Genomic DNA, 21,099 nt, shown 5'->3' on the forward strand with positions numbered 1-21,099 from the left:
GCCCGTCACTTCCCCTCCACCTCGTCCGTCCCGTCCACAGCGTCCGTCCTGTCCACCACGAGCGTCCCGCCCACCGGGACCGGCCCGTCCGTGCCGCCGTCGAGCATCGCGAGCACGGCCGCCGTCGTGGTCACCACCCCGCAGCGCCCGGCCACCCAGGCCAGCGCGGCGCGGTGCTCCGCCGGGCCGAAGTCGGCGACCGCGTCGGCCACCACGAAGGCCTGCACGTCCCGCATCCAGGCGTCGCAGGCGGTGGCCTGCACGCCGATGTGCGCGTACACCCCGGTGATCACCAACTGGTCCCGGCCCTGCTCGTGCAGCAGCCGCTCCAACTCGGTGCGCACGAAGGCGCTGTACTTCCACTTGGTCAGCACGGTGTCGCCCGGCGCCGGCGCGACGGCGTCGGCGATCGCGGTGGCCCGCGGGTCGTCCGGGATGCCCGGCCCCCAGAAGTCCTGCTGCAGGCCGCGCTCGGCCGGGCTCTGTCCGCCCGGCTGGGCCGAGTAGACGACCGGCACGCCGGCGGCGCCGGCAGCCTTGGCCAAGTCCGCGACACCGTGCAGGAGTTCGGGAACGGGAGCGGCCGCGGTGTCGAAGGCGTCGAGGAAGTGGTTCTGCAGGTCGTGGACCAGCAGGACGGCGCGTGCCGGGTCCACCGTCCAGGCGACCCGGTTGGCGGGCAGCTCCTCGGCGGCGGGCATGGGATAGGAGGGAATGCGGGGCAGGCCCACGATGGTCGTTCCTTAGCAGTCGGGGGGAATCAACGGGCGGCGGTCAGGGAGGCCGCGATGGCGGCGCGCAGGTCCTTCTTGCTGACCTTCCCGATGCCGGTGGCCGGGAAGGCCTCGACGAACTCGACCCGGTCCGGCACCTTGTAGTCGGCCAGTCCGCGCTGTCGCACGAACCTCTTCAACTCGACGCCCTTCGGGGGCTGTTCGAGGTGCTCGGCGCGGAGCACCACGTACGCGCAGGTGCGCTCGCCCAGGTAGGGGTCGGGCATCGAGACCACCGCGGCGTCGTGCACGGCGGGGTGCGCGAGCAGGTGGTTCTCGATCTCCTCGGCGGCGACCTTCTCGCCGCCCCGGTTGATCTGGTCCTTGGCCCGTCCCTCGACCACCAGGTGGCCGGTCGGGGTCCGCCGGACCAGGTCGCCGGTGCGGTAGAAGCCGTCCGCCGTGAAGGAGGCGGCGTTGTGCTCGGGCGCGTTCCAGTAGCCGCGGATGGTGTACGGGCCGCGGGTGAGCAGGTGACCGGTGGCACCGTCGGGCAGGTCGCGGTCCTGGTCGTCGACGATGCGGACCTCGTCGTCCGGGGAGATCGGACGGCCCTGGGTGGTGGTGATCAGCTCCTCCGGGTCGTCCAGCCGGGTGTAGTTGACCAGCCCCTCGGCCATCCCGAACACCTGCTGGAGCGTGCAGCCCAGCACCGGCCGCACCCTGCGGGCGGCCTCCGTGCTGAACTTGGCGCCGCCGACCAGCAGGACCTCCAGGCTCTCGTACCCCCGGGCGCCGCGCTCGGCGGCGTCCAGCCAGAGCAGGGCGAGCGGCGGCACCAGGCCGGTGACGGTCGCGCCCTCGCGTTCGATCAGCGGGAAGGCCGTCTCCGGAGCGGGCTGCGGGCAGAGCACCACCCGGCCGCCCGCGTACAGCGCTCCGAGCGAACCCGGCGAGCTGAGCGGGAAGTTGTGGGCGGCGGGCAGGACGCACAGGTACACGCTGTCCGCGTCCAGCGCGCACAGCTCGACCGATCCGCGCAGCGAGTAGATGTAGTCGTCGTGGGTGCGCGGGATCAGCTTCGGCACGCCGGTGCTGCCGCCGGAGAGCTGCAGGAAGGCGACGTCCCCCGGCCGGGGCTCGTCCGAGGGGCCGGGACCGTCGCAGGGCACGTCGGCCAGCCGGACGTGCTCGCCCGCGTCCTCCCCGGCCACCAGCACCAGCCGTAGCGCGGGGTTCTCCGCCCGTACCCGGGAGGCGAGTTCGCGGTAGTCGAAGCCGCCGTCGACGGCGGCCACGACGTACGCCGCCGCCCCGGTGAAGGAGCAGAAGTACCCGATCTCGGTGTACCGGTGCGCGGGCAGCGCGAAGACCGGCAGCGCACCGATCCGGAACAGCGCGAAGACGACCTCGAAGAACTCGGCGGCGTTGGGCAGTTGGACCACCACGCGGTCCCCGGCCCGGATGCCCCGGGCGAGCAGCCCGGCGGCCATCCGGTCGGCCCGGCGGTCGAGTTCGGCGTACGTCCAGCGGCGCTCCTCCCCGGCCGCGCAGTGGCCGCCCGGGTCGACGACGGCGATCCGCCCGCCGTGTGCGGCGGCGCGCTCGCGCAGCATCCGACCGAAGGTCTCGCCGCGCCAGTACCCGGCGGCCCGGTAGCGCTCGGCGAACTCGGCGGGGTACGGGGTGAACCCGTCCGCCGGCGTCACCGGGACACCCCCGCGGCGTCCAGGAAGGTCCGGAACTTGGCGCTGGTCTCGGCGAGTTCGGCCTCCGGGAGCGAGCGGTCGACCACCCCCGCACCGGCGTACACCCGCAGTGTCCGTTCGTCCGCCTCCGCGCACCGGATGGTGACCACCCACTCGCCGTCGCCCGTCGCGTCCTCCCAGCCGACCATGCCGGTGTACAGCCCGCGGTCGAAGGGCTCGACCTCGCCGATCACGCGGCGCGCGACGTCGGTCGGCGTGCCGCAGACGGCCGGGGTCGGGTGCAGCGCGCAGGCGAGTTCCAGGGCCGAGACCGCTGGGTCGGCCAGTTCGCCGCGGATCGTGGTGGCCAGGTGCCACATCGCGGCCGTCCGCACCAGGGTCGGCCGTTCGGGCACCTCCAGGGTGCGGCAGTACGGCGCCAGCGCCTCGCGGATGGCGTCCACCACCACGGCGTGCTCGTGCAGGTCCTTCGGGGACTCCAGCAGGGCGGCGGCGCGCCTCACGTCCTCGCCGAGGTCCTCGCTGCGCGGCACCGAGCCGGCCAGCGGGTTGGCCAGCACGGCCGTTCCCCGCCGGGAGAGCAGGAGTTCGGGGCTGGCACCGATCAGGGTCCGGCCGCCGCCGGCCGGGACGGCGAAGGTGTAGCCGCCCGGGTCGCGCCGAGCCAGCCGCTGCAGGATGGCCGGCAGGTCGAGCGGCTCGGCGGCGCTGAGCTCCAGCGTCCGGGCGAGCACCACCTTGCTCAACTCGCCGCCGCGCAACCGCTCGACGGCCGCCGCGACGCCGGCGCCGTACGCCTCCGGCTCGGGCACCGGGCGGATCCGCCAGTCGACCCGCTCGGCCGGCGGCGCGGGCAGCGCGATCAGCGGGTCCTCACCCAGCGCACCGGCGGTCCGGACCCGCTCGGGCACGGCGAGTTCGACCCTGCTGTCCCGGTCGAACGCCACGGCGCCGACCACCAACGGCCGTTCGCCCCCCGTGCGGCCGGCCTCGGCCAGCGTCTCGGCGACCCGCAGGGGCAGCGGCCGCCCGTCCTGCGGCACCTGGGCCCGCACGCCGGAGGTCAGCAGGGTGCGGGTCGGCGAGGCGAAGAACGCGTCGTCGGAGGCGGCCCGGTACTGGCCGAGCAGTCCGCTGGCCGCGCCGATGACGGCGTGGTCGGGGCCGCCGGCGAGGGGGGCCGCCGGGGCGTGGTGCACCGTGGTCACGGTGGAATCTCCAGTCTGGGACGGGTCTGCGGGGGGGTGATCGCAGCTCTACGGGGAGTCGGCGGATCCCGGGGGCCGGCACGTCTTTCGGGGACCGGCATGTCTTCGGGGGCCGCGGGTCTCGGGGGCGCCGGCGAAACCGCGGGCGCCGACCGAACTCGGGGCCGACAGGACTCGGGGCCGACAGGGCTTGGGGCGCGGGCGGAACCGCGCGGAGGCAGCGGTTCGACGGGGCCGAGGCGGCTCAGGCGCGCAGGGTCGCGCCGCCGTCGACGTACAGGTCGTGCATGGTGATGTGCCGCGCCCGGTCGGAGGCCAGGAACACCACGGCCTCCGCGACGTCGGCGGGTGCGGCGATCCGGCCGAGCGGGATGCCGACCCGCCAGGCGGCCAGGTCGCCCTCGATCACCCGCTGTTCGGCCGCCGCGGCGTCCTCGCCCCACAGCGCGCGCTGCATCTCGGTGTCGGTCGACCCGGGTGACACGACGTTGCACCGCACCCCGGAGCGGGCGAGCTCCAGCCCCAGGCAGCGGGTGAACATGGTGGCCGCGGCCTTGGACGCCGCGTAGGCGGCCATCCCGGCCCGCGGCACGCCGGCGGCGTTGGAGCCGACGGTCACGACGGCTCCGCGCCCCCGGCCGGCCATCCGCCGAGCGACGGCGCGACCGGTGTGGAAGACGCCGGTGGTGTTGACGGCGAAGGTGTCCGCCCAGTCGGCGTCGGTGAGTTCGACGACCGGCGCAGTACGCAGGATGCCCGCGACGTTCACGAGCGTGGCGATCGGGCCGAGTTGACGTTCGATCAGTTCGACGGCGTCGTCGACGGCTTGGGCATCGGACACGTCCAGCACGTACGGTCTGACGGCCGGGAGCTCCGCCGCCAGCGCATCGAGCGGACCGGCACGGCGGTCCACCGCCGCAACGACGGCTCCTTCGGCCACCAGCGCCCGCACCACGGCCGCGCCGATGCCCTGCCCGGCTCCGGTGACCATCGCGACGGTACCGGTGAATTCGGACTGCTGCTGCACAGGACATCCCCTCCGACCAGCAAGATTAGGCAAGCCTAACCTAACACAGTTGTTCGCCTACGCCGAGAGCCTGTGCGACCGTCAATTCGAATGCCGACGCCCGAGGGGCAGGTGAAAACGAGACGGTTCGTCTCGCAGAGTCCTCGTGCCACCCCCCGAACCACCGCGCGGACCGCCGCGGCTACCGGCGGTCGCCCGCACCACCCTCGCCATCGGTACCACCGGCACCACCGGCACCACCCGCGCCGCCGGCGCGCAGGACCGCGTCCGTGTACAGCTCGCCGGTCACATCCGCGTCGCCCACGCCGAGTTCGCCCAGGACTGCCCGCACGGCGGCCAGCGCCGGGGCCAGTTCGTCCACCCGGGCGGCGGCCGTCTCGACCTCCAGGAACACCCCAGCCAGCTGCGGCACCCGGACCAGCGTCGCCAGGAACCGGCGGCCGTCGCGCTCCAGCGTGTAGTTCCGGCAGTGCTTCTCGAAGGCGAGCCGCGGGAGGTACCCGAGGCCGCGGAGGATCGCGTGCGCCGCCCCGGCCTCCGCCACCGCGGTCTCGTGCTCCGGCTTCGAGCCGGACGCGTCGTCGACCCGCGCACCCTTGTGGGTGAGCAGCGCACGTCGACCACCGTCCGAGGACTCGATCTCACGGATGCGCAGCTCGCGGTCGGCGGCGAGGAGGCTGCCGTCGGGGAGGTCGTAGTAGGTGTCCCGGTACACCTCGGCCCGACCGGGTCCGTGCAGGCCCTCCAAGTGGCGCAGCAGCACACCGGGGTGGCGCACCAGCGCCTTCAGCTCCGCCTCGATCACCGCTCCGCCCCGATCACCGCTCCGCCCCGATCATCGCTCCGCCCCGATCATCGTGCAGCCCCGATCATCGTGCAGCCCCGATCACCGTCCCGCCGCGATCACGGTGCGTCCTGACCTCACGGCGAGGCCGAGGGCTCCGTCGGCGCCTTCGGTGCGGGGGAGAGTCCCGCGCAGCCGCGCAGGCCGTCGCGGCGCTTGAGGGCGGCCGCTGCGGCGGCGCCGGTGACCGGCTCGGGGATGCCCTTGTCGTCGATGGCGGCCGGGGCGAAGGCCTCGCCGGTCACCTTGCCGTCGGCGGTGAGCGTGAGGGTGGTGACGCCGGTCTCGTTGGAGTTCGGGTAGTCGGAGGTGCCGTACCAGAGGAAGTTGCCGAAGCCGTACCCGACGTAGGTGTTGCCGAGCATGCCCGAGCCGACCATGGTGTGCGCGTGGGTGCCGACCACCGCGGTAGCGCCGGCGGTGGCGAGCTTCTTGGCGATGGTGGTCTGCGCGGCGGTCGGGCAGGCCTTGCCCTCCTCGCCCCAGTGCAGGTAGACGAGGACGACCGGGGCCTGCTGCTTCGCCCCCTCCACCGCCTTGACCAGCGCCGGGACGTCCAGGGCGGAGGCTATGCCCGGCTTGTTCGCGCCGGCCCGCCACTTCTGGTTGGTGAGGTCCTCGACCTGGCTGGCGGCGACCACGGCGACCTTCACCCCGCGCACGGTGGTGACGTACGGGGCGTACGCCTCCTTGGCGTTGCGGCCGACGCCGACGACCGGGATCGGCGAGGAGTCCTTGGCGGCGAGGGTGTCGGCGAGGCCGTCCGCGCCGAAGTCCACGGCGTGGTTGTTGGCCATCGACACGACGTCGACGCCCGAGTCCTTGAGCACCGACAGCGCCTTGGGCTCGGTGCGGAAGGTGTAGAGCTTGGGCTCCGGGGCGCCGCGCCCGGTGATCGCGGTCTCCAGGTTGAGGACGGAGAGGTCGGCGTCGGCGAGGTTGCGGGAGATCGGGCCGAGCGCCGGCTCGGGCGGCTGGACGGCCAGCCGGGCCTCGGTGCGCCCCTCGAAGTGGACGTCCCCGGCGAAGGCGACGGTGATGGTGCCGTCCGGCCGGGGCGCGGCGCTCTTGCTCGGGGCCGCGACGGTGGTCGGGGCACCCGTGGTCGGGGACGCGGCCGTGGGAGCCGGGGCGGCGCCCGCCGGGGCGGGGTCGGGGTCGTCCGGACCACAGGCGGTGACGGCGGTGAGTCCGACGAGCAGCGCGACGGCGGCCGCGGCACGGCGCATGAGTGGTTCCCCCCGAGGACGGTGCAAGAGCGGTCAGCCTACGCCACGGAATCACCACCACTTGAGCCCGCAGCCGCAACATTCCGGCCACAAAAGGGCGCCGACGGACCCACCCCTGGCCCGCCCGTCCCAATCACCCCACCCGTCCCGGCCACCGTGTCCCTGGTGCGGCGGCGGGGAGGGCGCGCAGCGTGGTGGTACGGGGAACCGGTCCCGCGCGGGAGGTCCGGAGGTGTGACGTGATGGGCAGCAACGTGAGCGGCGCGGCGCACGGCGACACGGGCGGCGCCACGTCCGGCGGCACGAGCCGGGCCACGCCCGGCGACACGGGCGGGGCCACGGCCACCGGGCCGTCGGGGGCCGCGGCAGCGGCAGAGGCAGCGGCGGCAGCGACGACAGCAGTGGCGGCGGAGTCGGCGGCGAGCGGTGGTGGGGGCGGTGGGCGGGCCGTCCGCACCAAGGACTGGCAGCTGAGCCTGCACGTGGTCGAGGACCGGGACACCACCCGGGTGCACGCCGTCCTGGACGCCGACGGCAACGTCCTGCACAGCGACGCCCGTTCGCGCCGCAACCCGCGCGACACCCCGGCTCCGCAGGTCGGCGACGAGTTCGCGGTCGGCCGCGCCCTGGTGGACCTCGGCCACCAGTTGCTGCGCGCGGGCGTCCACGGCGCCACCGGCCCCGCGGAGGAGTGACCGGCACCCGGCTGGACCGCGCCACGACCGTGCCCGGCGCAGGAGTGCGCACCGCCCGTCCGGGTACGCCATGCTGAACCGCGACACCCGACCGGAACACCGGACGACCGGAAGAGCCGTACCCCGCCCATGGACACCTCCCCCGACCGCCGGCCCACCCCGGGCCCCGACGCGGACCCGGCCCCCGGCCCTGCCTCCGCGTCCGCCTCCGCTCCGGGCGGCCCGGCCCCGTCCCCCGACTCCACGCCCGACTCCGCCGACCGCATGCCCGGCTCCGCCTCCGACGTCACCCCCGACACACCCGACGTCACACCCGGCTCCTCCCCCGACTTCACCCCTGCCGAGCGCGCCCGGGGCCGCGCGCTGCGCCGCGCCCAGCTGCCGTGGGCGCTGGGCGGCCTGCTGGCGGGCCTGACGCTGACCCTACTGCTCGGCCTCACCCCGGCCGGCGCCGCGCTGGTCACCGCCGTGGGCGGCTGGTTCGGCGGTTCCCGCACGGCCACCGTCCTGGCCGGCGCGGCGGCCCTGGTGCTCCTCGGCCGACTGCTGCAGCTGCCCTTCGACGCCCGGGTGCGGTCGGTCCGGGCCCGGTACGGGCTGGTGACCCAGGGCTGGGCCGGCTGGGCACTGGACGCCCTGCGCGGCCTGCTCCTCGCCCTCGTCCTCTTCCTTCCGCTCGCCCTCGGGCTGTTCGCGCTGACCGCCCGGTCGCCGCAGCACTGGTGGCTGCCGGCGGCGGGCGCGGCGGCGCTGCTGACCGTCGCCCTCTCCTTCCTCCACCCGCTGCTGATCGAGCCGGTGTTCAACCGCTTCGCCCCGATGCCGCCGGGCGAGCTGCGCACCGCGCTGCTGGCGCTGGCCGAGCGGGACGGCGTCCGGGTGCGGGACGTCCTGGTGGCAGACGCCTCCCGCCGGACCAGCGCGCTCAACGCGTACGTCTCCGGGTTCGGCGCCACCCGCCGGATCGTCGCGTACGACACGCTGCTGAGCACCGCGGAGCCGAGCGAGGTGGAGCTGGTGGTCGCGCACGAGCTGGGCCACGTCAAGCACCGGGACGTGCCGCTCGGCACGGCGCTGGGCGCGGTCGGGGCGGCCGTCGCGGTGGCCGTCATCGGCCTGTCGGCCGACTGGCAACCGCTGCTGGACGCGGCCGGCGCGACCGATGCGGCGGACCCCCGGGCGCTGCCGCTGCTGGCGGCGCTCGCGGCGCTGCTGGGTGCGCTGTCGGGTCCGGTGCAGTGCGCGGTGAGCCGCCGGATCGAGGCCCGGGCCGACCGGCACGCGCTCGAACTGACCGGCGATGCCGAGCAGTTCGTGGCGATGCAGCGCAGACTGGCACTGGCGAACGTCTCCGATGTCGACCCGCCCAGGCTGCTTGGGCTACTGTTCGCCACTCACCCGAGTGCGACCCGAAGGATCGCCGCCGCCCGCGCCTGGCAGGCCGCGCGAGGACGGCCGGCGTCGGAGCGTCGCGGCACACCGGGCGAATCCGTTGTATAGTGCAACAAATATCGAGGAGGTAGGAACGCCGTGCCCGGCCGCGAGTCGTCCATCGACACCATCCAGCGCGAGCTGACCGCGTTCGCCCGCCGCGCCCGGCACAAGGCCTCCCAGCTGCACCCCGACCTCTCCCTGGTCACCTACAGCATCCTCGACCTGATCACCGAGCGCGGCGGCTGCCGGGCCGCCGACGTGGCCGCGCACTTCATGCTCGACAAGTCCACCGTCAGCCGTCAGGTCACCGCTCTGGAGAAGCTCGGCCTGCTGGCCCGCGAGGCCGATCCGGACGACCAGCGCGGCCAGATCCTGCGCGCCACCGAGGCCGGGCTGACCCTGCTGCGGGACGCCAACGAGCAGCGCCGGCTGGCCTTCACCACCCGCTTCACCGACTGGTCCGACGAGGACATCGCCCGGTTCGCCGCCTACCTGGCCCGCTACGGCGAAGAGGGCTGACGGAACACAGCCGACGGACGAAGCCGCCGGACGCGGCCCGACGGACACGGCCGACCGACGCGGCCCGGGGACGGAGCCCGACGGACGCCGACCGGCTGCGCGCCGGGGGCGGACGACGACGGAGCGCTCCCGGCGGTCGACGGTGGCGGACCGACGGCCGTCTCGGGGTGCGCCCCGCCGCCCCCACGGTGTACAGAGGAGAGGTGCCCCTCCGGCAGCGTCCCGATGCGCCGTTCCCGCCGCACGCGCCGCATCCCCCCGACCGCCGCCGCACCTGGCGACCCGACCCCCGGGTGCTGACGGCGCTGACGCTCGCGCTGATCGCGCTGATCACCGTCGTCGACATCCTCGCCCCGCCGGACATCCACCTCGGCCCGCTGCTGATCGTCGCCCCCGCCCTGACCGCCTCCTTCGCCGGTCCCCGGGCCACCGCCGCAGTCGCCCTGATCGCGTTCGCCGCACTGACCGTCATCGGCTCCGTACGGGACAGCCTGACCAGCGCCAACATCGAGACCCAGCTCAGTGCGCAGGCCGTCGTCTCCGCACTGATCATCGGCCTGCGGGTGCTGCGCGAGCGGCACGAGCGGGAGCTGGCCCGGGTCCGGTCCGTCTCCGAGGCCGCCCAGCGGGTGCTGCTGCGCCCACTGCCGGACCGGATCGGCCCGCTGCACCTGGCCTCCGTCTACCTGGCCGCCGAGGCCGAGGCACAGGTCGGCGGCGACCTTTACGCGGCCGCCCGAACCGCCACCGGCACCCGGCTGCTGGTCGGGGACGTCCGCGGCAAGGGCCTGTCCTCGCTCGGCGACGCGGCCCTGCTGCTCGGCGCCTTCCGCGCCGCCGCCCACCTGCACGCCGAGCTGCCCGACCTGGCGGCCTACCTGGACGGCAGCGTCAGCTGGGACCTCGCCCAGCTCGCCGAGCAGTCCCGGCAGGCCCGCCGGACGCAGCAGGATCGGCGCGCCCTGCCCCGGGCGTCGTCCCACGGCGCCGACGAGGAGCCCCACGAGTCGGGCGAGGCCGGCGAGTCCTTCATCACCGCCGTCCTGCTCGACATCCCCGACGACGGCTCACCGGTCCGCCTGATCGACTGCGGCCACCCGCCCCCGCTGCTGCTGCGCCCCGAGGGCATCACCACTCTCGCCGCCCGCCAGCCCTCGCCGCCCCTGGGTCTCGGCGACCTCGCCCCGGTGCGGTACGAGGTGGAGACCTTCCCGTTCCGCCCGGGCGACCGGCTGCTGATCTACACCGACGGCGTGATCGAGGCCCGCGACGCCCAGCGGCGCTTCTACCCGCTCACCGAGCGGGTCACCGCCTGGCGCGCCGACCGCCCCACCGTCCTCCTCCACCGCCTCCGCCGCGACCTGCTCGCCCACGTCGGCGGCCGGCTGGACGACGACGCGGCCATGGTCGTGGTCGAGCGGCTCCCGGACGACGACGGACCGCAGCACGGCAGCCGCTCCACCGCCCGCCTCGGCGCCCCGGCCGGCCTCGGCACTCCGGTCGGGCTCGGGAGTGCGGCCGGGGCGGGGGCCGCCGCAGGGCTCGGGTCGACCGCAGGGCTCGGCCCGGCGGCCACCGGCTCGGGGCCCACCGACTCGGGGGCAACGGACTCGGGGGCAACGGACTCGGGGGCGGCCGGGCCGGGGCCCACCGAGCCACGCTCCGCCGGGCCGGGGTCCGCCGCCGGCAGCGCTACGGCTTGTACGGCAGCTGCGGCACGTCGTAGCAGTTCGTCGTCATCGACGGCACCTGGGTGACCCAGCCGCCCAGCCCGCCCTGCGCCGAGTCCTGCCAGCGGGCGGCGTTCAGGCAGGCCCGGGTCGGGCCGGACGGCGGCGGCTGCGGGACGAAGGAGGCCGGCAGGATCAGGCCGTGCGCGTCGTACGGCTCGGCACGGTTCATGAACGCCTCGACGCAGGAGCGGGTCGGCGCGGCGCCGCAGGAGTCCAGTGCGTCGGTCAGCCACTGCGCGCCCGCCCAGCCCTCCAGCTCCCAGGCGGACAGCTGACCGGCGCGGTCCGGGTAGTAGCGGGCCATCGCCGTCCGGAAGTCGTGCACCGCCGGGTACTGCTGGTCCTCGTAGTTCAGGCTCGACGAGGTCGCCCAGAGCACGTTGCGGCAGTTCGGCGAGGCCTGGTAGTCGCTGCGCACCGACTCCGACCAGTTCTGCACGTTGGTGACCTTCGCCTCGACCGTCACCCCGGACTCGTCCAGCGCCCTGCACAGCGCCGCGTTGCCCCGGGTGTCCATGGCGTCGAACAGCAGCTGCGAGCCGTCGGCGCGCACCGCCGCCGCCACCGCCTGGAAGTTCGGCAGCGCGAAGTCCACCGTCTGCAGCAGCACCCGGTAGCCCTCCGCCTCCAGCCCCGCCTTCAGCTGTCCGGCGTAGCGGGCCGAGTCGGCCTGGTTGTACGCGACCACGGCGGCACTGCTCGCACCCAGGCGCTGCTTGAAGAAACGGAACACCTCGGTGCTCTGGTAGAGCGTGCCGTTCCAGCCGACCGAGCGGCCGTCGCGCGGCGCGGCGTTGCCGTAGATCTCGTAGAGGTGCGGCCAGCGGTCGTACGCCGTGCCGATCGGCTGTCCGCCGATGTCCGGCACCGCCTTGCCGCTCACGTACGGTGCGCCCGCGTAGTCGAGGACGCTCCCGCTGACGAAGGCGAAGACGTGGTCCTGGTCGATCAGCCGGTGAACGCAGTCCTGGTTGCCGACGCCGCTTCCGCCGTCGTCGCAGGTCACCACCCGGACGGTGCGCCCGTGCAGGCCGCCGCGGTCGTTCAGGGACCGGAAGAAGGCCAGGGCGCCGTACCGGGGACCGCTGAACACCTCGCTGCCGACCGGGCTGGTGAGGGAGGTGACGATGCCGATCACGATCTCGCCGGCGGTGACCCCGGTGTCGGAGGTGGCATTGGTGCTGCCGGTGCCCCCGCTCACCCCGCCGCCGGTGCCCCCGCTCGCCCCGGAGGTGGGGGTCGCGCGGGCGGTGAAGGCGTCGGCGGGCAGCCGGGTGCCGCAGCCGGCCGGCAGCGCGAGCAGGAGGAGGGCGAGCACCGCCGCCACGACGCGGCCGGGCCGCCGGCGCGCGAACGCGTCGGCGGCCCGGCAGCACGAGCGGGGCGTCAGCTGCATCCGGGGACCGGCGTGCCACTGGCACCGCCGGCCTGGGTCAGCAGGCCGCACAGGGTCGAGCGCGACACCTTCCAGGTGCCGTTCTCCAGGACGGCCTGACCGGACGCGCTCGGCTCGACCACCGTGCCCTGGAGGGACAGCGAGTAGGTGACGGTCGCGGTGGAGGCGTCGACGAACGAGACGTCGGTGACCTTCGCCTGCACCTGGCCCACCCGCGGATCCTGCGAGAAGCCCTGCAGCACCGGGAGCAGCGCGTCGCCGCCCTGGAGCAGCGCGGCCTTGTCGGCGATCGGGGTGGCGGGGTCGAAGAACTTCTCCCAGTTGGTGGTGATCGCGGTCTTGGCGGCGGCCTGGTCGGCCGGGGCGGAGCCGGTGGCCCCCGGGCTCGCGGTGCCGGTCGCGGTCGGGCTCGGGCTCGCGGTCGGACTCGCCGGGGAGGCTGCCGGGGAGGTCGCCGAGGAGCTGGACTTGCCGCTGCTGCTGCACCCGGCCGCCGTACCCGCCAGCACCAGCGCGAGCAGCACGCTCGCCGTCCGCAGGGCCCGGCCGCCGCCCGTGGGGGTGCCGCTTCGCGTCACGTGCATGGTGTTCCCTCTCGACTGCGCCGCCCGGGCCGGTGTCTCGGTGTCCCGGATGCTGTTCCAGGCCGATCCTGGAAACGTCTCAAGTGACACCATGAAGGCGGATCCATGGACGAATCGCAATCTGACGGAGAAATCACCCGTAACGCCCCAAAGGGTTCCCCCGTCCGGGGCGGCGTGCTCCGGGGCAGCCCGGCGGGCGGCCGCGCCCCGGGTCGTGGTGCCCCCCGGGGTGCGCGCGAATGGGTCGGCTGGCTGCTCGTCGCGGCCGGCGCCGTGCTGTGCGTGCTCGGCTGGTACGGGGTCTCCGGAGAGCGCTTCGTCGAACAGCAGGTCCCCTACCTGGCCTCCTCCACCGTCCCGGGCGCGGCCCTGATCGTGGCCGGGACCCTCCTGGTCGCGCTCCGACCGCCGCCCCCGCCGGAGCGCGAGGACCTGACCGACCGACGGGTGGAGCGGCTGTACGAGCTGCTCGTCGAACCGTCCGGCACGGCACCGCCCGACGCCGGGGCGGTCGCCGAGCCCGACGCCGGTTCCCGTGCCGGACCGGGTTCCGGACCGCGTTCCGGACCGCGTTCCGGACCGCGTGCCGGACCCGCTGCGGCGGATCGGGCGGGAGGGGGCGCCGGGGGGTGGCTGGCCGTTCCCGAGGGGAACCGCTACCACCGCCCGGACTGCCCGCTGGTCACCGGCAAGGCACGGGCCGAACCGGTGGGCCGGGGCGCCGTTCGGGACCGGGGGCTGACGCCCTGCCCGCTCTGCTCACCGCCCGCGATCGGCCCCGACCCGGGCCCCGGTCGCGATCCCGAGCGCGGTCCCGACCCCGGCCGCGGTCCCGGCCCAGACCCAGGCCCAGGCCCAAGTCCTGGCCCTGGCCCTGGCCCCGGCTCAGGCCGGGGTCCCACCACCCGTCCGGGCGAATCCGCCCCGCCGACCGGCTGACCGCCCATGACCGCCACCGCGCTGCTCACCACCGCCCCCGAATCGTTCGACCTCACCGTCGACCTCGCCCTCGCCGGGCTCACCGTCGGCAGCGCCGCCGCGCTCAGCGGCATCGGTCTGGTCGTCTGCCACCGCGCCACCGGCGTGCTCAACATCGCCCAGGGCGCCCAGGCCATGGCCATCGCCTACCTGCTGCGCGACCTCGTGGTGGTGCGGCACTGGCCGGTGTGGCCCGCCGTCGCCTGCTGCCTGCTGGTCGTCGCCCCGGCGCTGGGAGTGCTGCTCGACGTCCTCGTCTACCGCCCGCTGCAGCGGCGCGGCGCCGGACCGGCCGAAACCGTGGTCGCCGGGCTCGGCGTCTTCGTGCTGCTCATCGGCGTGGCCGTGCTGCTGTGGGGCCCGGCACCACTGGCCGGCGCGCCCTCCCCGCTCGGCGGCACCCCGATCCACCTGCCCGGCGGGCACAGCCTCCGGCCCGACACCGTCGCCCAGCTCGCCGCCATCCTCGTGCTCGGCCTCACCGTCTCCGCCGTCACCCGGTGGACCCGCTTCGGCCTCCAGCTGCGCGCCGTCGTCGACGACCGCCACCTCGCCACCCTCGCCGGGGTCGACGCCGACCGGCTCTCCGCCACCGGCTGGGCCTTCGGCACCTTCACCGCCGGGCTCGTCGGCATCGCCCTCGCGCCGTACCTGCTGCTCGATCCGTACGGGCTGCCGCTGCTGGTGATGGAGACCATGGCGGTCGCGGTCGCCGCCCGGCTGCAGAGCATCCCGGTCGCCGTCGCCACCGGACTGGCCCTCGGCGTCGCCCAGTCGGAACTCACCCGGCTGCACCCGTCCGGGCAACTGCTGCCGCTGGTGCAGGCGGTGCAGTCCAACCTGTTCGTGATCGCGCTGCTCGCCACCGCCCTGCTCGCCGGGCCGCGCATCGGCGGACCGGGAACCGGCGGGCCACGCACCGGCGGGAACCGGGCCGGCACGGCGCCGCTGGACCTGCGCCGTGCCGGAAGCGGGGGCGGACGGCTCGCGGGGGCCGTCTGCCTGGTGCTGCTCCTGCTGCCGCTCGGCTTCCGCGGCAACGACCTGCGCAGCGCCCTGCTCGTCCCCGCGCTCGCGCTCGTGCTGCTGTCCATCGTCGTGGTCACCGGCTACGGCGGGCAGATCTCGCTCGGCCAGGCCGGCTACGCGGGCCTCGGCGCGCTCGGCACGGCGCTGTTGATGTCCGGCCGCATCCCCGGCATCCCGGCCATACCCTCCGTACCCGCGCTGCTGATCGCGGTCCTCGCCACCGCGCCACTGGGCTTGCTCACCGGTTGGCCCGCGATCCGGCGACGCGGGCTCGCCCTGGCCCTGGTCACCTTCGCGGTGGGGATGGCGATGAGCCGCTTCGTCTTCCAGCAGCCGTACGCCACCACCGGGCTGGTCCTCGACCGCCCGTCCTTCCTGGCCGGCGACCGTGTCTTCTACCTCGCCGAACTCCTGCTCCTCGGCCTCGGCCTGCTCGCCGTACGCGCTCTGCACCGGGGCCGCCTCGGCCGGGCCCTGACCGCCATGCGGGACCACGAACCGGGCGCGGTCGCGGCGGGTGTGGACGTCCCCGGCCTCAAGCTCTTCGCCTTCGTCGCGGGCGCGGCGCTCGCCGCCCTCGGCGGCGGCCTGATCGGCCTCGCCGGACGCGCCTTCGACCCCGGCGACTTCGACCCGGTGCGCGGGCTCCTCTGGTTCGCGGCCGTCGTCGTCGCCGGCGCCGACAGCGCCCTCGCCGCCGTGCTGGCGGCCGCCCTCCTCATCGGCCTCGACGCCGGGACCGTCGCCGGCGTCTCCGCCGTCGCCGTCGGTGCCCTCGCCGCCGTCATCGGCCGCCTCCCCGGCGGTCTCGCCTCCCTCCCCCTGCACCCCCGCCGCGACGGCCGCCCGCCCCCGCCCCTCCCGCCGACCCGCCTCACCCCGACGGGACGCCGGGTACGAGCGGCCATCGCGGCGAGGCAGGCCGGCGAGGAGCAGGCATCATGAGCGACTCTCATGCCACCTCACCGGCCATGCGGAGCCGCAGCCATGAGCAAGTCTCATCCCACCAACGGGGCGAGGAGCCATGAGCAACACGCATGTCGACCCACCGAGCTGCTCCGGGCGACAGGTCATGAGCGACTCTCATGCCATCTCGCCGACCATGCGGAGGAGCAGCCATGAGTAAGTCTCATGTCGGCCTACCAACCCCCTCCGGCCGCAGGCCATGAACAACACTCATGCCACCTCGCCGACCATGCAGAGGAGCAGCCATGAGCAACACTCATCCCACCACCCGCGCGACAAGCCATGAGCGACTCTCATGCCATCGCCCGTCCCTTGACCGAGCGGCACTCCTCGGCGCACGGAACGGACAGCCATGAGCGACTCTCATGGCCGCCACCCCGCCTCCCATGCCGCAAACCACCCCGCCACCCACCCCGCTGCCCGGCTCACCGCCCGGGGCATCGTGCGGCGGTACGGGGGGATCGAGGCGGTGGCCGGGGTGGACCTGGTGGCGTTGCCGGGGCGGATCACGGCGTTGGTGGGGCCGAACGGGGCGGGCAAGAGCACCCTGTTCGACTGCCTCGCCGGCACCGCGCGTCCGGACGCCGGGCGGGTGCTGCTGGGCGGGCGGGACGTCACCGGGTTGCCCGCCCACCGGCGGGTGCGGCTCGGGTTGGCGAGGACCTTCCAACAGATCGCCGTCTTCCCCACCCTCTCGGTGGCCGACAACGTCCGGGTCGGCGCCGAACAGCGGACGGAACGACGGGCGGAGCAACGAGCGGAAAATCAACCGGAGCAGCGAACAGGAATACGGACCGAGCAGCGACCCCACCGGCCCGGACGGCCCCGGCGGAGCGGGCGGGTCGAGGCCCGGGCCGTGGCCGAGCGGACGGCCGGGGCGCTGCGGCTGTTCGGGCTGCAGGACGTCGCCGCCGAGCCCGCCGGGGCGCAGCCCACCGGCGTGCTGCGGCTGGTGGAGCTGGCGCGGGCGCTGGCGGGCGAGCCCCGGGTGCTGCTGCTGGACGAGCCGGCCGCCGGACTCGACGCCGCGCAGACGACCCGTCTGGTGTCCGTGCTGCGGAGCCTGGCCGGGCGCGGCATGGCGCTGCTGCTGGTCGAGCACGACGTCGAGCTGGTCGCCGAACTCGCGGACTCCGTCTACGCCATGGCCGAGGGCCGGATGGTGGCGGGCGGCCCGACCGCGACCGTCCTGGCCGATCCCCGGGTCACCCGGGTCTGGGGGGCGGTGACCTGATGCCCGTCGAAGCCGCGCTCCGCGCCGCCCGGGTCCGGTACGGCCCGCTGGAGGCACTGCACGGGGTCGACCTCGCCTTCCCCTCCGCCGCCCTCACCGTTCTGCTCGGCCGCAACGGCGCCGGACGGACGAGTGCGCTGCACGCCCTGGCCGGGGTCGTACCGTTGTCGGGCGGGCGGGCGCTGTGGCGGGGACGGGACATCGGCGGGCTGTCGGTGTACCAGCGGGTACGGCGGGGGCTGGCTCTCGTCCCGGCCGAGCGCGGGGTGTTCGGGTCGCTGACCGTCGCCGAGAACCTGACCCTGGGCGGCCCGGGCCCGGCCGAAGTGCTGGAACTCTTCCCCGAGTTGACCGCGCTGCTGGACCGCCGGGCCGGCAGTCTCTCCGGCGGCCAGCAGCAACTGGTCGCCGTCGGGCGGGCGTTGGCGGCCCGGCCGACGTTCCTCCTGCTCGACGAGCCCGAGCGGGGCCTCGCCCCCGCCGTCGCCGCCCGGCTGCACGCCCGTCTGCTGGCGGACGCCGCCGCCGGCCGCACGGTGGTGCTGGCCTCGCAGTCGCTGCCGCGCACGCTCGCCGGGGCGGCCGTGGTGCACGTGCTGCACCGGGGCGAGGTGGTCTTCTCGGGTGAGCCCGGGGAGCCGTTCCCGGGGCGGTTCGTAGTCACCCGATGACCGGCACCGGCCGGGCCCACCCCCAGCCGGGAGGGAGGCCGTCCCACTTCGCACAGGCGGTCCAACTTCCTTCCCCCGCCGGTACGCTGAGGAACCGTGCGGGACGAGGTTCACAACGATGCCCGGGGCAGGGCGAAGCAGAGCGTGACGTCCAACCGGTTCTCCGGCGGACAGGCGCGCACCGTCCACCAGGCCGAGGTGATCAACCTCTACGGCGGGCCGCAGCCCACGACCACCGACCCCGACGCCCGCCGACTGGCCCTCGCCGTCGCCCGCCAGTGGCGCGACGAGGCGGCGGCCCGGGGGCTGTTCGGCCCCGTGCCGCTGCCGGTGCCGTGGCGGGCGGACCGGCACCTCGCCGACCGTACGGAACTCGCCGGAGCCCTGCCCGAGGGGTCGTCCGCCGACCTCGCCGCGTTCGCGGAGGCCTTCCTGGCGCTGCCGGAGCGGCGCCTGGTGGTCCTCGGGGACGCCGGCTCCGGCAAGACCTCGCTCGCGGTCCTGCTGCTGCTCGCCCTGATCGACCGGCTCGGCCCCGACGACCCCGTCCCGGTCCTCGTGCCGCTCGCCTCCTGGAACCCCGCCCGGCAGGGTCTGCGCGACTGGCTCGCCGAGCGGCTGCGCACGGACTACCCGTCCCTGCCGGTGCCCCGGCTGCTCGCCGAGGGCCGCGTGCTGCCCGTCCTGGACGGCTTCGACGAACTCCCGCCCGCCCAGCAGGCACCGGCGCTCCGGCTGCTGAACCGGACCCTCGCCGCCGGCGACCCCGTGGTCCTCACCAGCCGCACCGACGAGTACCGGCAGGCCGCCAAGGAGGCTCGGGTCCTCAACTCCTCCGCCGCCGTCCGGGCCCGGCCGATCACACCGGCGGGCGTCGCGGAGACCCTGCGTGACCACGCCGGGCCGCAACACCTGCCGCGCTGGCAGCCGCTGATCGACGGGATCACCACCGACCCCACCGGTCCGCTCGCCCGCACCCTCGCCAATCCCCTCCTGCTCGCCCTCACCCGGGAGATCCACGACCGTGCCGGCTCCGACCCGGCCGACCTCCTGCGGTTCGACGACCGCACCGCGCTCACCCGGCACCTGCTCGACCGCTTCGTCCCCACGGTGATGCCGGACGCCGTACAGGTGCTCGCCGAGATGGCCCGCGCCGACGGGCCCGACCTCGCCTGGTGGCGGTTGCACCGCCGGCTGGTCCGCCCCAGCGACAACAGAGCCAATTTCTTCGGCTCCATGCTGGTCGCGGGCTTCTTCTGGCTGCCCTTCAGCGCCTTCGTCCCGGGTCGGGCTCCGCTGCACCACGCGCTTCTGGCGGTACTGCTCGGGGCCGCGTTCGGCCTGAGCAGCGGCGGTTACGAGCACCTGGGCCGGGCCCCAGGGACCCGCAGCAACCACCCCTGGCCCGACGTCCGCAAGGGACTGCGCTTCCTGATCCCCATGGCGTTGATGAGCACGGCAGCCACCCTGGCCGCCAGGACCCACGGCCTCGTCATGGCGGCCGCCCTCCCCGGCGCCCTCCTGGCGGCCTACCTGACAGCGTCCGGTCTGAAGAAGCTGGCCGCCCTCTGGATCCGCCGGGTAGCCCGTTCCCTGTCGGCCGCGCACGACAGCGGCCCCGCCGCGGCACTGGCCGGCGGCCGCGGCCGGGCCGTCCTGACGGCGCTGCCGGTGGGGGCCGCCGTCGGGCTCCTCGTCGCCGTGACCGCCCCCGGGGACCGGCCGCCGGAGGCGGTCGGCGCGGTGTACTTCCTCGCCTACGCCCTCACGGTGCTCCTCGCCACCGAGTGGGGCGCCTACTCCCTCGCCCGGCTCCTGCTGGCCGCCCGCGGCCGGATCCCGCTGCGCTACGCGGCGTTCCTCGCCGAGGCCCGCGCCAGGGGCGTGCTGCGGCAGGCCGGTTCGGTGTACCAGTTCCGCCACGAGGCCCTGCGCGCACGGCTGGCACACCGGGGTGAGGCGCAGGAGTAGGGCCGGTCCTGGGAGGCGGGTCGACGAGCGGACCGACGGCTGCCCTCACCCCTGACACGGCGGACCGAGCCGGGCCCCGTCCTGGAACTCGGCGAGGACGTCGTCCTTGGAGGGATCGATCCCGCGGCGCTCCGTCTCGTCGAACCAGCGGTCCCGTCGGGAATCGAGGAGGCGCTGTCCGCACCGGGAACAGAAGTCGATCCCGATGCTCGCCGCGCCGCCGTCGTGGACGATCAGCCCGTACCTGGCTCCTGGTTGATCAGAGGGAACGGCCGGAAGTGGATCACGGGCCGGGATCACCTCCCAGGACGGCCACCGGCCGGGAGATCCGCGATCCGACGCACGCACCGCGGACCGGGCCCTACGGCCGGTGCACGTACGGCGTCGTCGTGCTCAGCCGGACGAAGCCGAGGCGCTGGAGGATGGGGCGGCTGTCGTCGCTCGCGTCGACCTGGAGGTACCGGTAGCCGTGGTCGGCGGCGACGCGGGCGCGGTGGGCGACGAGGGCGCGGTAGATGCCCCGGCCGCGCCAGTCGGGGGCGGTGCCTCCGCCCCAGAGGCCGGCGAAGCCGGTGCCGGGGTTCAGTTCCATCCGGGCCGCAGACACCGGGCGGTCGCCGGCCAGGGCGACGACCATGCTGACGGTGTCGCTGCCGTGCCGGAGGTGGCCGAGCATCCGCTCGCGCAGGCCCGGGAGGTCGGTGCCGAAGGCCTGGGCGTGGGCCTCCACCATCAGGTCCACCCCGGCCGGGTCGGTCACCGGGTGCAGCCGCACGCCTCCGGGGAGGACCACCTCGGTCGGCAGGTCGGCGATCCGGGCGACCATCAGCGCCTCGTCCGGTTCGGGCTCGAAGCCGGCCGCGAGCAGCCGCTGCCCGAGGTCCGAAGGGCGGTCGTGGGAGTAGGCCTTCCACTCGAACTCCAGGCCCAGTTCGGTGAAGTGGCGCACCTGCGCGGCGATCGCCGCGTCCGCCCCGGCCTCGTCCAGGCCGGACCACACCACGCCGTTCCAGTCGCCCGGCCCGCCCACCAGCCGCACCACCGCACCGTCGTGCTCGACCCGGACACCGGGGCCGTCGGACTGTGCGTTGCGCCGGATTCGCTCGTCGAACAGGGCGAGCACCTCGTCATGATCCATCCGCTCACTCCAGCACGGCGC

General features: G+C 75.1%; 17 protein-coding genes and 1 pseudogene. 8 read left to right on the forward strand and 10 right to left on the reverse strand.

Features of this window, described 5'->3' with window-relative positions:
• Nucleotides 1-5: 5 nt before the first annotated feature.
• The 6 genes from ACIRST_RS11740 to ACIRST_RS11765 all read right to left on the reverse strand — a co-directional run bounded on the left by ACIRST_RS11740 (nucleotide 6) and on the right by ACIRST_RS11765 (nucleotide 6,730).
• Complete coding sequence (locus ACIRST_RS11740) at nucleotides 6-731, reverse strand: isochorismatase family protein (RefSeq protein ID WP_402801904.1); 726 nt, start codon at nucleotides 729-731, stop codon at nucleotides 6-8.
• Between the two features lie 29 nt (nucleotides 732-760).
• Complete coding sequence (locus ACIRST_RS11745; protein ID WP_402801906.1) at nucleotides 761-2,422, reverse strand: (2,3-dihydroxybenzoyl)adenylate synthase; 1,662 nt, start codon at nucleotides 2,420-2,422, stop codon at nucleotides 761-763.
• Nucleotides 2,419-3,630: an isochorismate synthase DhbC gene (dhbC, locus tag ACIRST_RS11750; RefSeq protein WP_402801908.1), complete on the reverse strand. Its 1,212-nt coding sequence runs from the start codon at nucleotides 3,628-3,630 to the stop codon at nucleotides 2,419-2,421. Before dhbC ends, ACIRST_RS11745 begins: the two co-directional genes overlap by 4 nt.
• 244 nt (nucleotides 3,631-3,874) lie before the next feature.
• On the reverse strand, nucleotides 3,875-4,657 hold the full coding sequence (locus ACIRST_RS11755; protein ID WP_350519105.1) for a 2,3-dihydro-2,3-dihydroxybenzoate dehydrogenase: 783 nt from the start codon (nucleotides 4,655-4,657) through the stop codon (nucleotides 3,875-3,877).
• 181 nt (nucleotides 4,658-4,838) lie between these two features.
• A complete protein-coding gene (locus ACIRST_RS11760) occupies nucleotides 4,839-5,462 on the reverse strand; it encodes a class IV adenylate cyclase (RefSeq protein WP_402801911.1) in 624 nt (207 codons plus the stop codon).
• A gap of 116 nt (nucleotides 5,463-5,578) precedes the next feature.
• Entirely contained in the window at nucleotides 5,579-6,730 is a 1,152-nt protein-coding gene (locus ACIRST_RS11765) for a CapA family protein (RefSeq protein WP_402801914.1), read from the reverse strand.
• 242 nt (nucleotides 6,731-6,972) lie between these two features.
• On the opposite strand from ACIRST_RS11765, the gene ACIRST_RS11770 reads away from it, so the two are divergent.
• The 4 genes and pseudogenes from ACIRST_RS11770 to ACIRST_RS11785 form a co-directional block, all read left to right on the forward strand.
• A complete protein-coding gene (locus ACIRST_RS11770; RefSeq protein WP_402801915.1) occupies nucleotides 6,973-7,425 on the forward strand; it encodes a dsRBD fold-containing protein in 453 nt (150 codons plus the stop codon).
• Nucleotides 7,426-7,554: 129 nt separating this feature from the next.
• Nucleotides 7,555-8,925: a M48 family metalloprotease gene (locus tag ACIRST_RS11775; protein ID WP_402801917.1), complete on the forward strand. Its 1,371-nt coding sequence runs from the start codon at nucleotides 7,555-7,557 to the stop codon at nucleotides 8,923-8,925.
• Nucleotides 8,926-8,955: 30 nt separating this feature from the next.
• Entirely contained in the window at nucleotides 8,956-9,378 is a 423-nt protein-coding gene (locus tag ACIRST_RS11780) for a MarR family transcriptional regulator (RefSeq protein ID WP_350630433.1), read from the forward strand.
• A 293-nt stretch (nucleotides 9,379-9,671) separates the two neighbouring features.
• Nucleotides 9,672-10,799: pseudogene (locus ACIRST_RS11785) on the forward strand (PP2C family protein-serine/threonine phosphatase); the annotation flags it as partial.
• A 271-nt stretch (nucleotides 10,800-11,070) separates the two neighbouring features.
• On the opposite strand, the gene ACIRST_RS11790 reads toward ACIRST_RS11785, so the two are convergent.
• Nucleotides 11,071-12,507, reverse strand: coding sequence for an ABC transporter substrate-binding protein (locus ACIRST_RS11790; protein WP_402801920.1), 1,437 nt, complete (start codon nucleotides 12,505-12,507; stop codon nucleotides 11,071-11,073).
• Entirely contained in the window at nucleotides 12,498-13,091 is a 594-nt protein-coding gene (locus ACIRST_RS11795) for a hypothetical protein (RefSeq protein WP_402801921.1), read from the reverse strand. Before ACIRST_RS11795 ends, ACIRST_RS11790 begins: the two co-directional genes overlap by 10 nt.
• Before the next feature lie 945 nt (nucleotides 13,092-14,036).
• On the opposite strand from ACIRST_RS11795, the gene ACIRST_RS11800 reads away from it, so the two are divergent.
• The 4 genes from ACIRST_RS11800 (at nucleotide 14,037) to ACIRST_RS11815 (ending at nucleotide 19,940) form a co-directional block, all read left to right on the forward strand.
• Nucleotides 14,037-16,043 carry an ABC transporter permease gene (locus ACIRST_RS11800; RefSeq protein WP_402801923.1) on the forward strand — a complete coding sequence of 669 codons (2,007 nt, stop codon included), beginning with the start codon at nucleotides 14,037-14,039 and terminating at the stop codon, nucleotides 16,041-16,043.
• A gap of 373 nt (nucleotides 16,044-16,416) precedes the next feature.
• Nucleotides 16,417-17,298 (forward strand): ABC transporter ATP-binding protein, encoded by an 882-nt coding sequence (locus tag ACIRST_RS11805; protein WP_402801926.1) that lies wholly within the window; start codon nucleotides 16,417-16,419, stop codon nucleotides 17,296-17,298.
• Nucleotides 17,298-17,969, forward strand: a complete 672-nt coding sequence (locus ACIRST_RS11810) for an ABC transporter ATP-binding protein (RefSeq protein WP_402801928.1) — start codon at nucleotides 17,298-17,300, stop codon at nucleotides 17,967-17,969. Before ACIRST_RS11805 ends, ACIRST_RS11810 begins: the two co-directional genes overlap by 1 nt.
• A gap of 144 nt (nucleotides 17,970-18,113) precedes the next feature.
• A complete protein-coding gene (locus ACIRST_RS11815) occupies nucleotides 18,114-19,940 on the forward strand; it encodes an NACHT domain-containing protein (RefSeq protein WP_402801930.1) in 1,827 nt (608 codons plus the stop codon).
• A 45-nt stretch (nucleotides 19,941-19,985) separates the two neighbouring features.
• Here the strand turns inward: ACIRST_RS11815 and ACIRST_RS11820 are convergent, their stop codons facing one another.
• Nucleotides 19,986-20,288, reverse strand: a complete 303-nt coding sequence (locus ACIRST_RS11820) for a DUF6980 family protein (protein WP_402801932.1) — start codon at nucleotides 20,286-20,288, stop codon at nucleotides 19,986-19,988.
• A 13-nt stretch (nucleotides 20,289-20,301) separates the two neighbouring features.
• Nucleotides 20,302-21,078, reverse strand: a complete 777-nt coding sequence (locus ACIRST_RS11825; RefSeq protein WP_402801934.1) for a GNAT family N-acetyltransferase — start codon at nucleotides 21,076-21,078, stop codon at nucleotides 20,302-20,304.
• Nucleotides 21,079-21,099: the final 21 nt, after the last annotated feature.

It is taken from the genome of Kitasatospora sp. NPDC101447 (genome assembly GCF_044767225.1).
Taxonomy (GTDB): Bacteria; Actinomycetota; Actinomycetes; order Streptomycetales; family Streptomycetaceae; genus Kitasatospora.

What these genes read in the sequence shown, in the direction of transcription:
- ACIRST_RS11775 (WP_402801917.1), top strand. Translation starts at nt 7,555, where the DNA reads ATGGACACCTCCCCCGACCGCCGGCCCACCCCGGGCCCCGACGCGGAC.
- ACIRST_RS11805 (WP_402801926.1), top strand. Translation starts at nt 16,417, where the DNA reads ATGAGCGACTCTCATGGCCGCCACCCCGCCTCCCATGCCGCAAACCAC.
- ACIRST_RS11765 (WP_402801914.1), bottom strand. Translation starts at nt 6,730, where the DNA reads ATGCGCCGTGCCGCGGCCGCCGTCGCGCTGCTCGTCGGACTCACCGCC.
- ACIRST_RS11790 (WP_402801920.1), bottom strand. Translation starts at nt 12,507, where the DNA reads ATGCAGCTGACGCCCCGCTCGTGCTGCCGGGCCGCCGACGCGTTCGCG.
- ACIRST_RS11810 (WP_402801928.1), top strand. Translation starts at nt 17,298, where the DNA reads ATGCCCGTCGAAGCCGCGCTCCGCGCCGCCCGGGTCCGGTACGGCCCG.
- ACIRST_RS11800 (WP_402801923.1), top strand. Translation starts at nt 14,037, where the DNA reads ATGACCGCCACCGCGCTGCTCACCACCGCCCCCGAATCGTTCGACCTC.
- ACIRST_RS11825 (WP_402801934.1), bottom strand. Translation starts at nt 21,078, where the DNA reads ATGGATCATGACGAGGTGCTCGCCCTGTTCGACGAGCGAATCCGGCGC.
- ACIRST_RS11770 (WP_402801915.1), top strand. Translation starts at nt 6,973, where the DNA reads ATGGGCAGCAACGTGAGCGGCGCGGCGCACGGCGACACGGGCGGCGCC.
- ACIRST_RS11795 (WP_402801921.1), bottom strand. Translation starts at nt 13,091, where the DNA reads ATGCACGTGACGCGAAGCGGCACCCCCACGGGCGGCGGCCGGGCCCTG.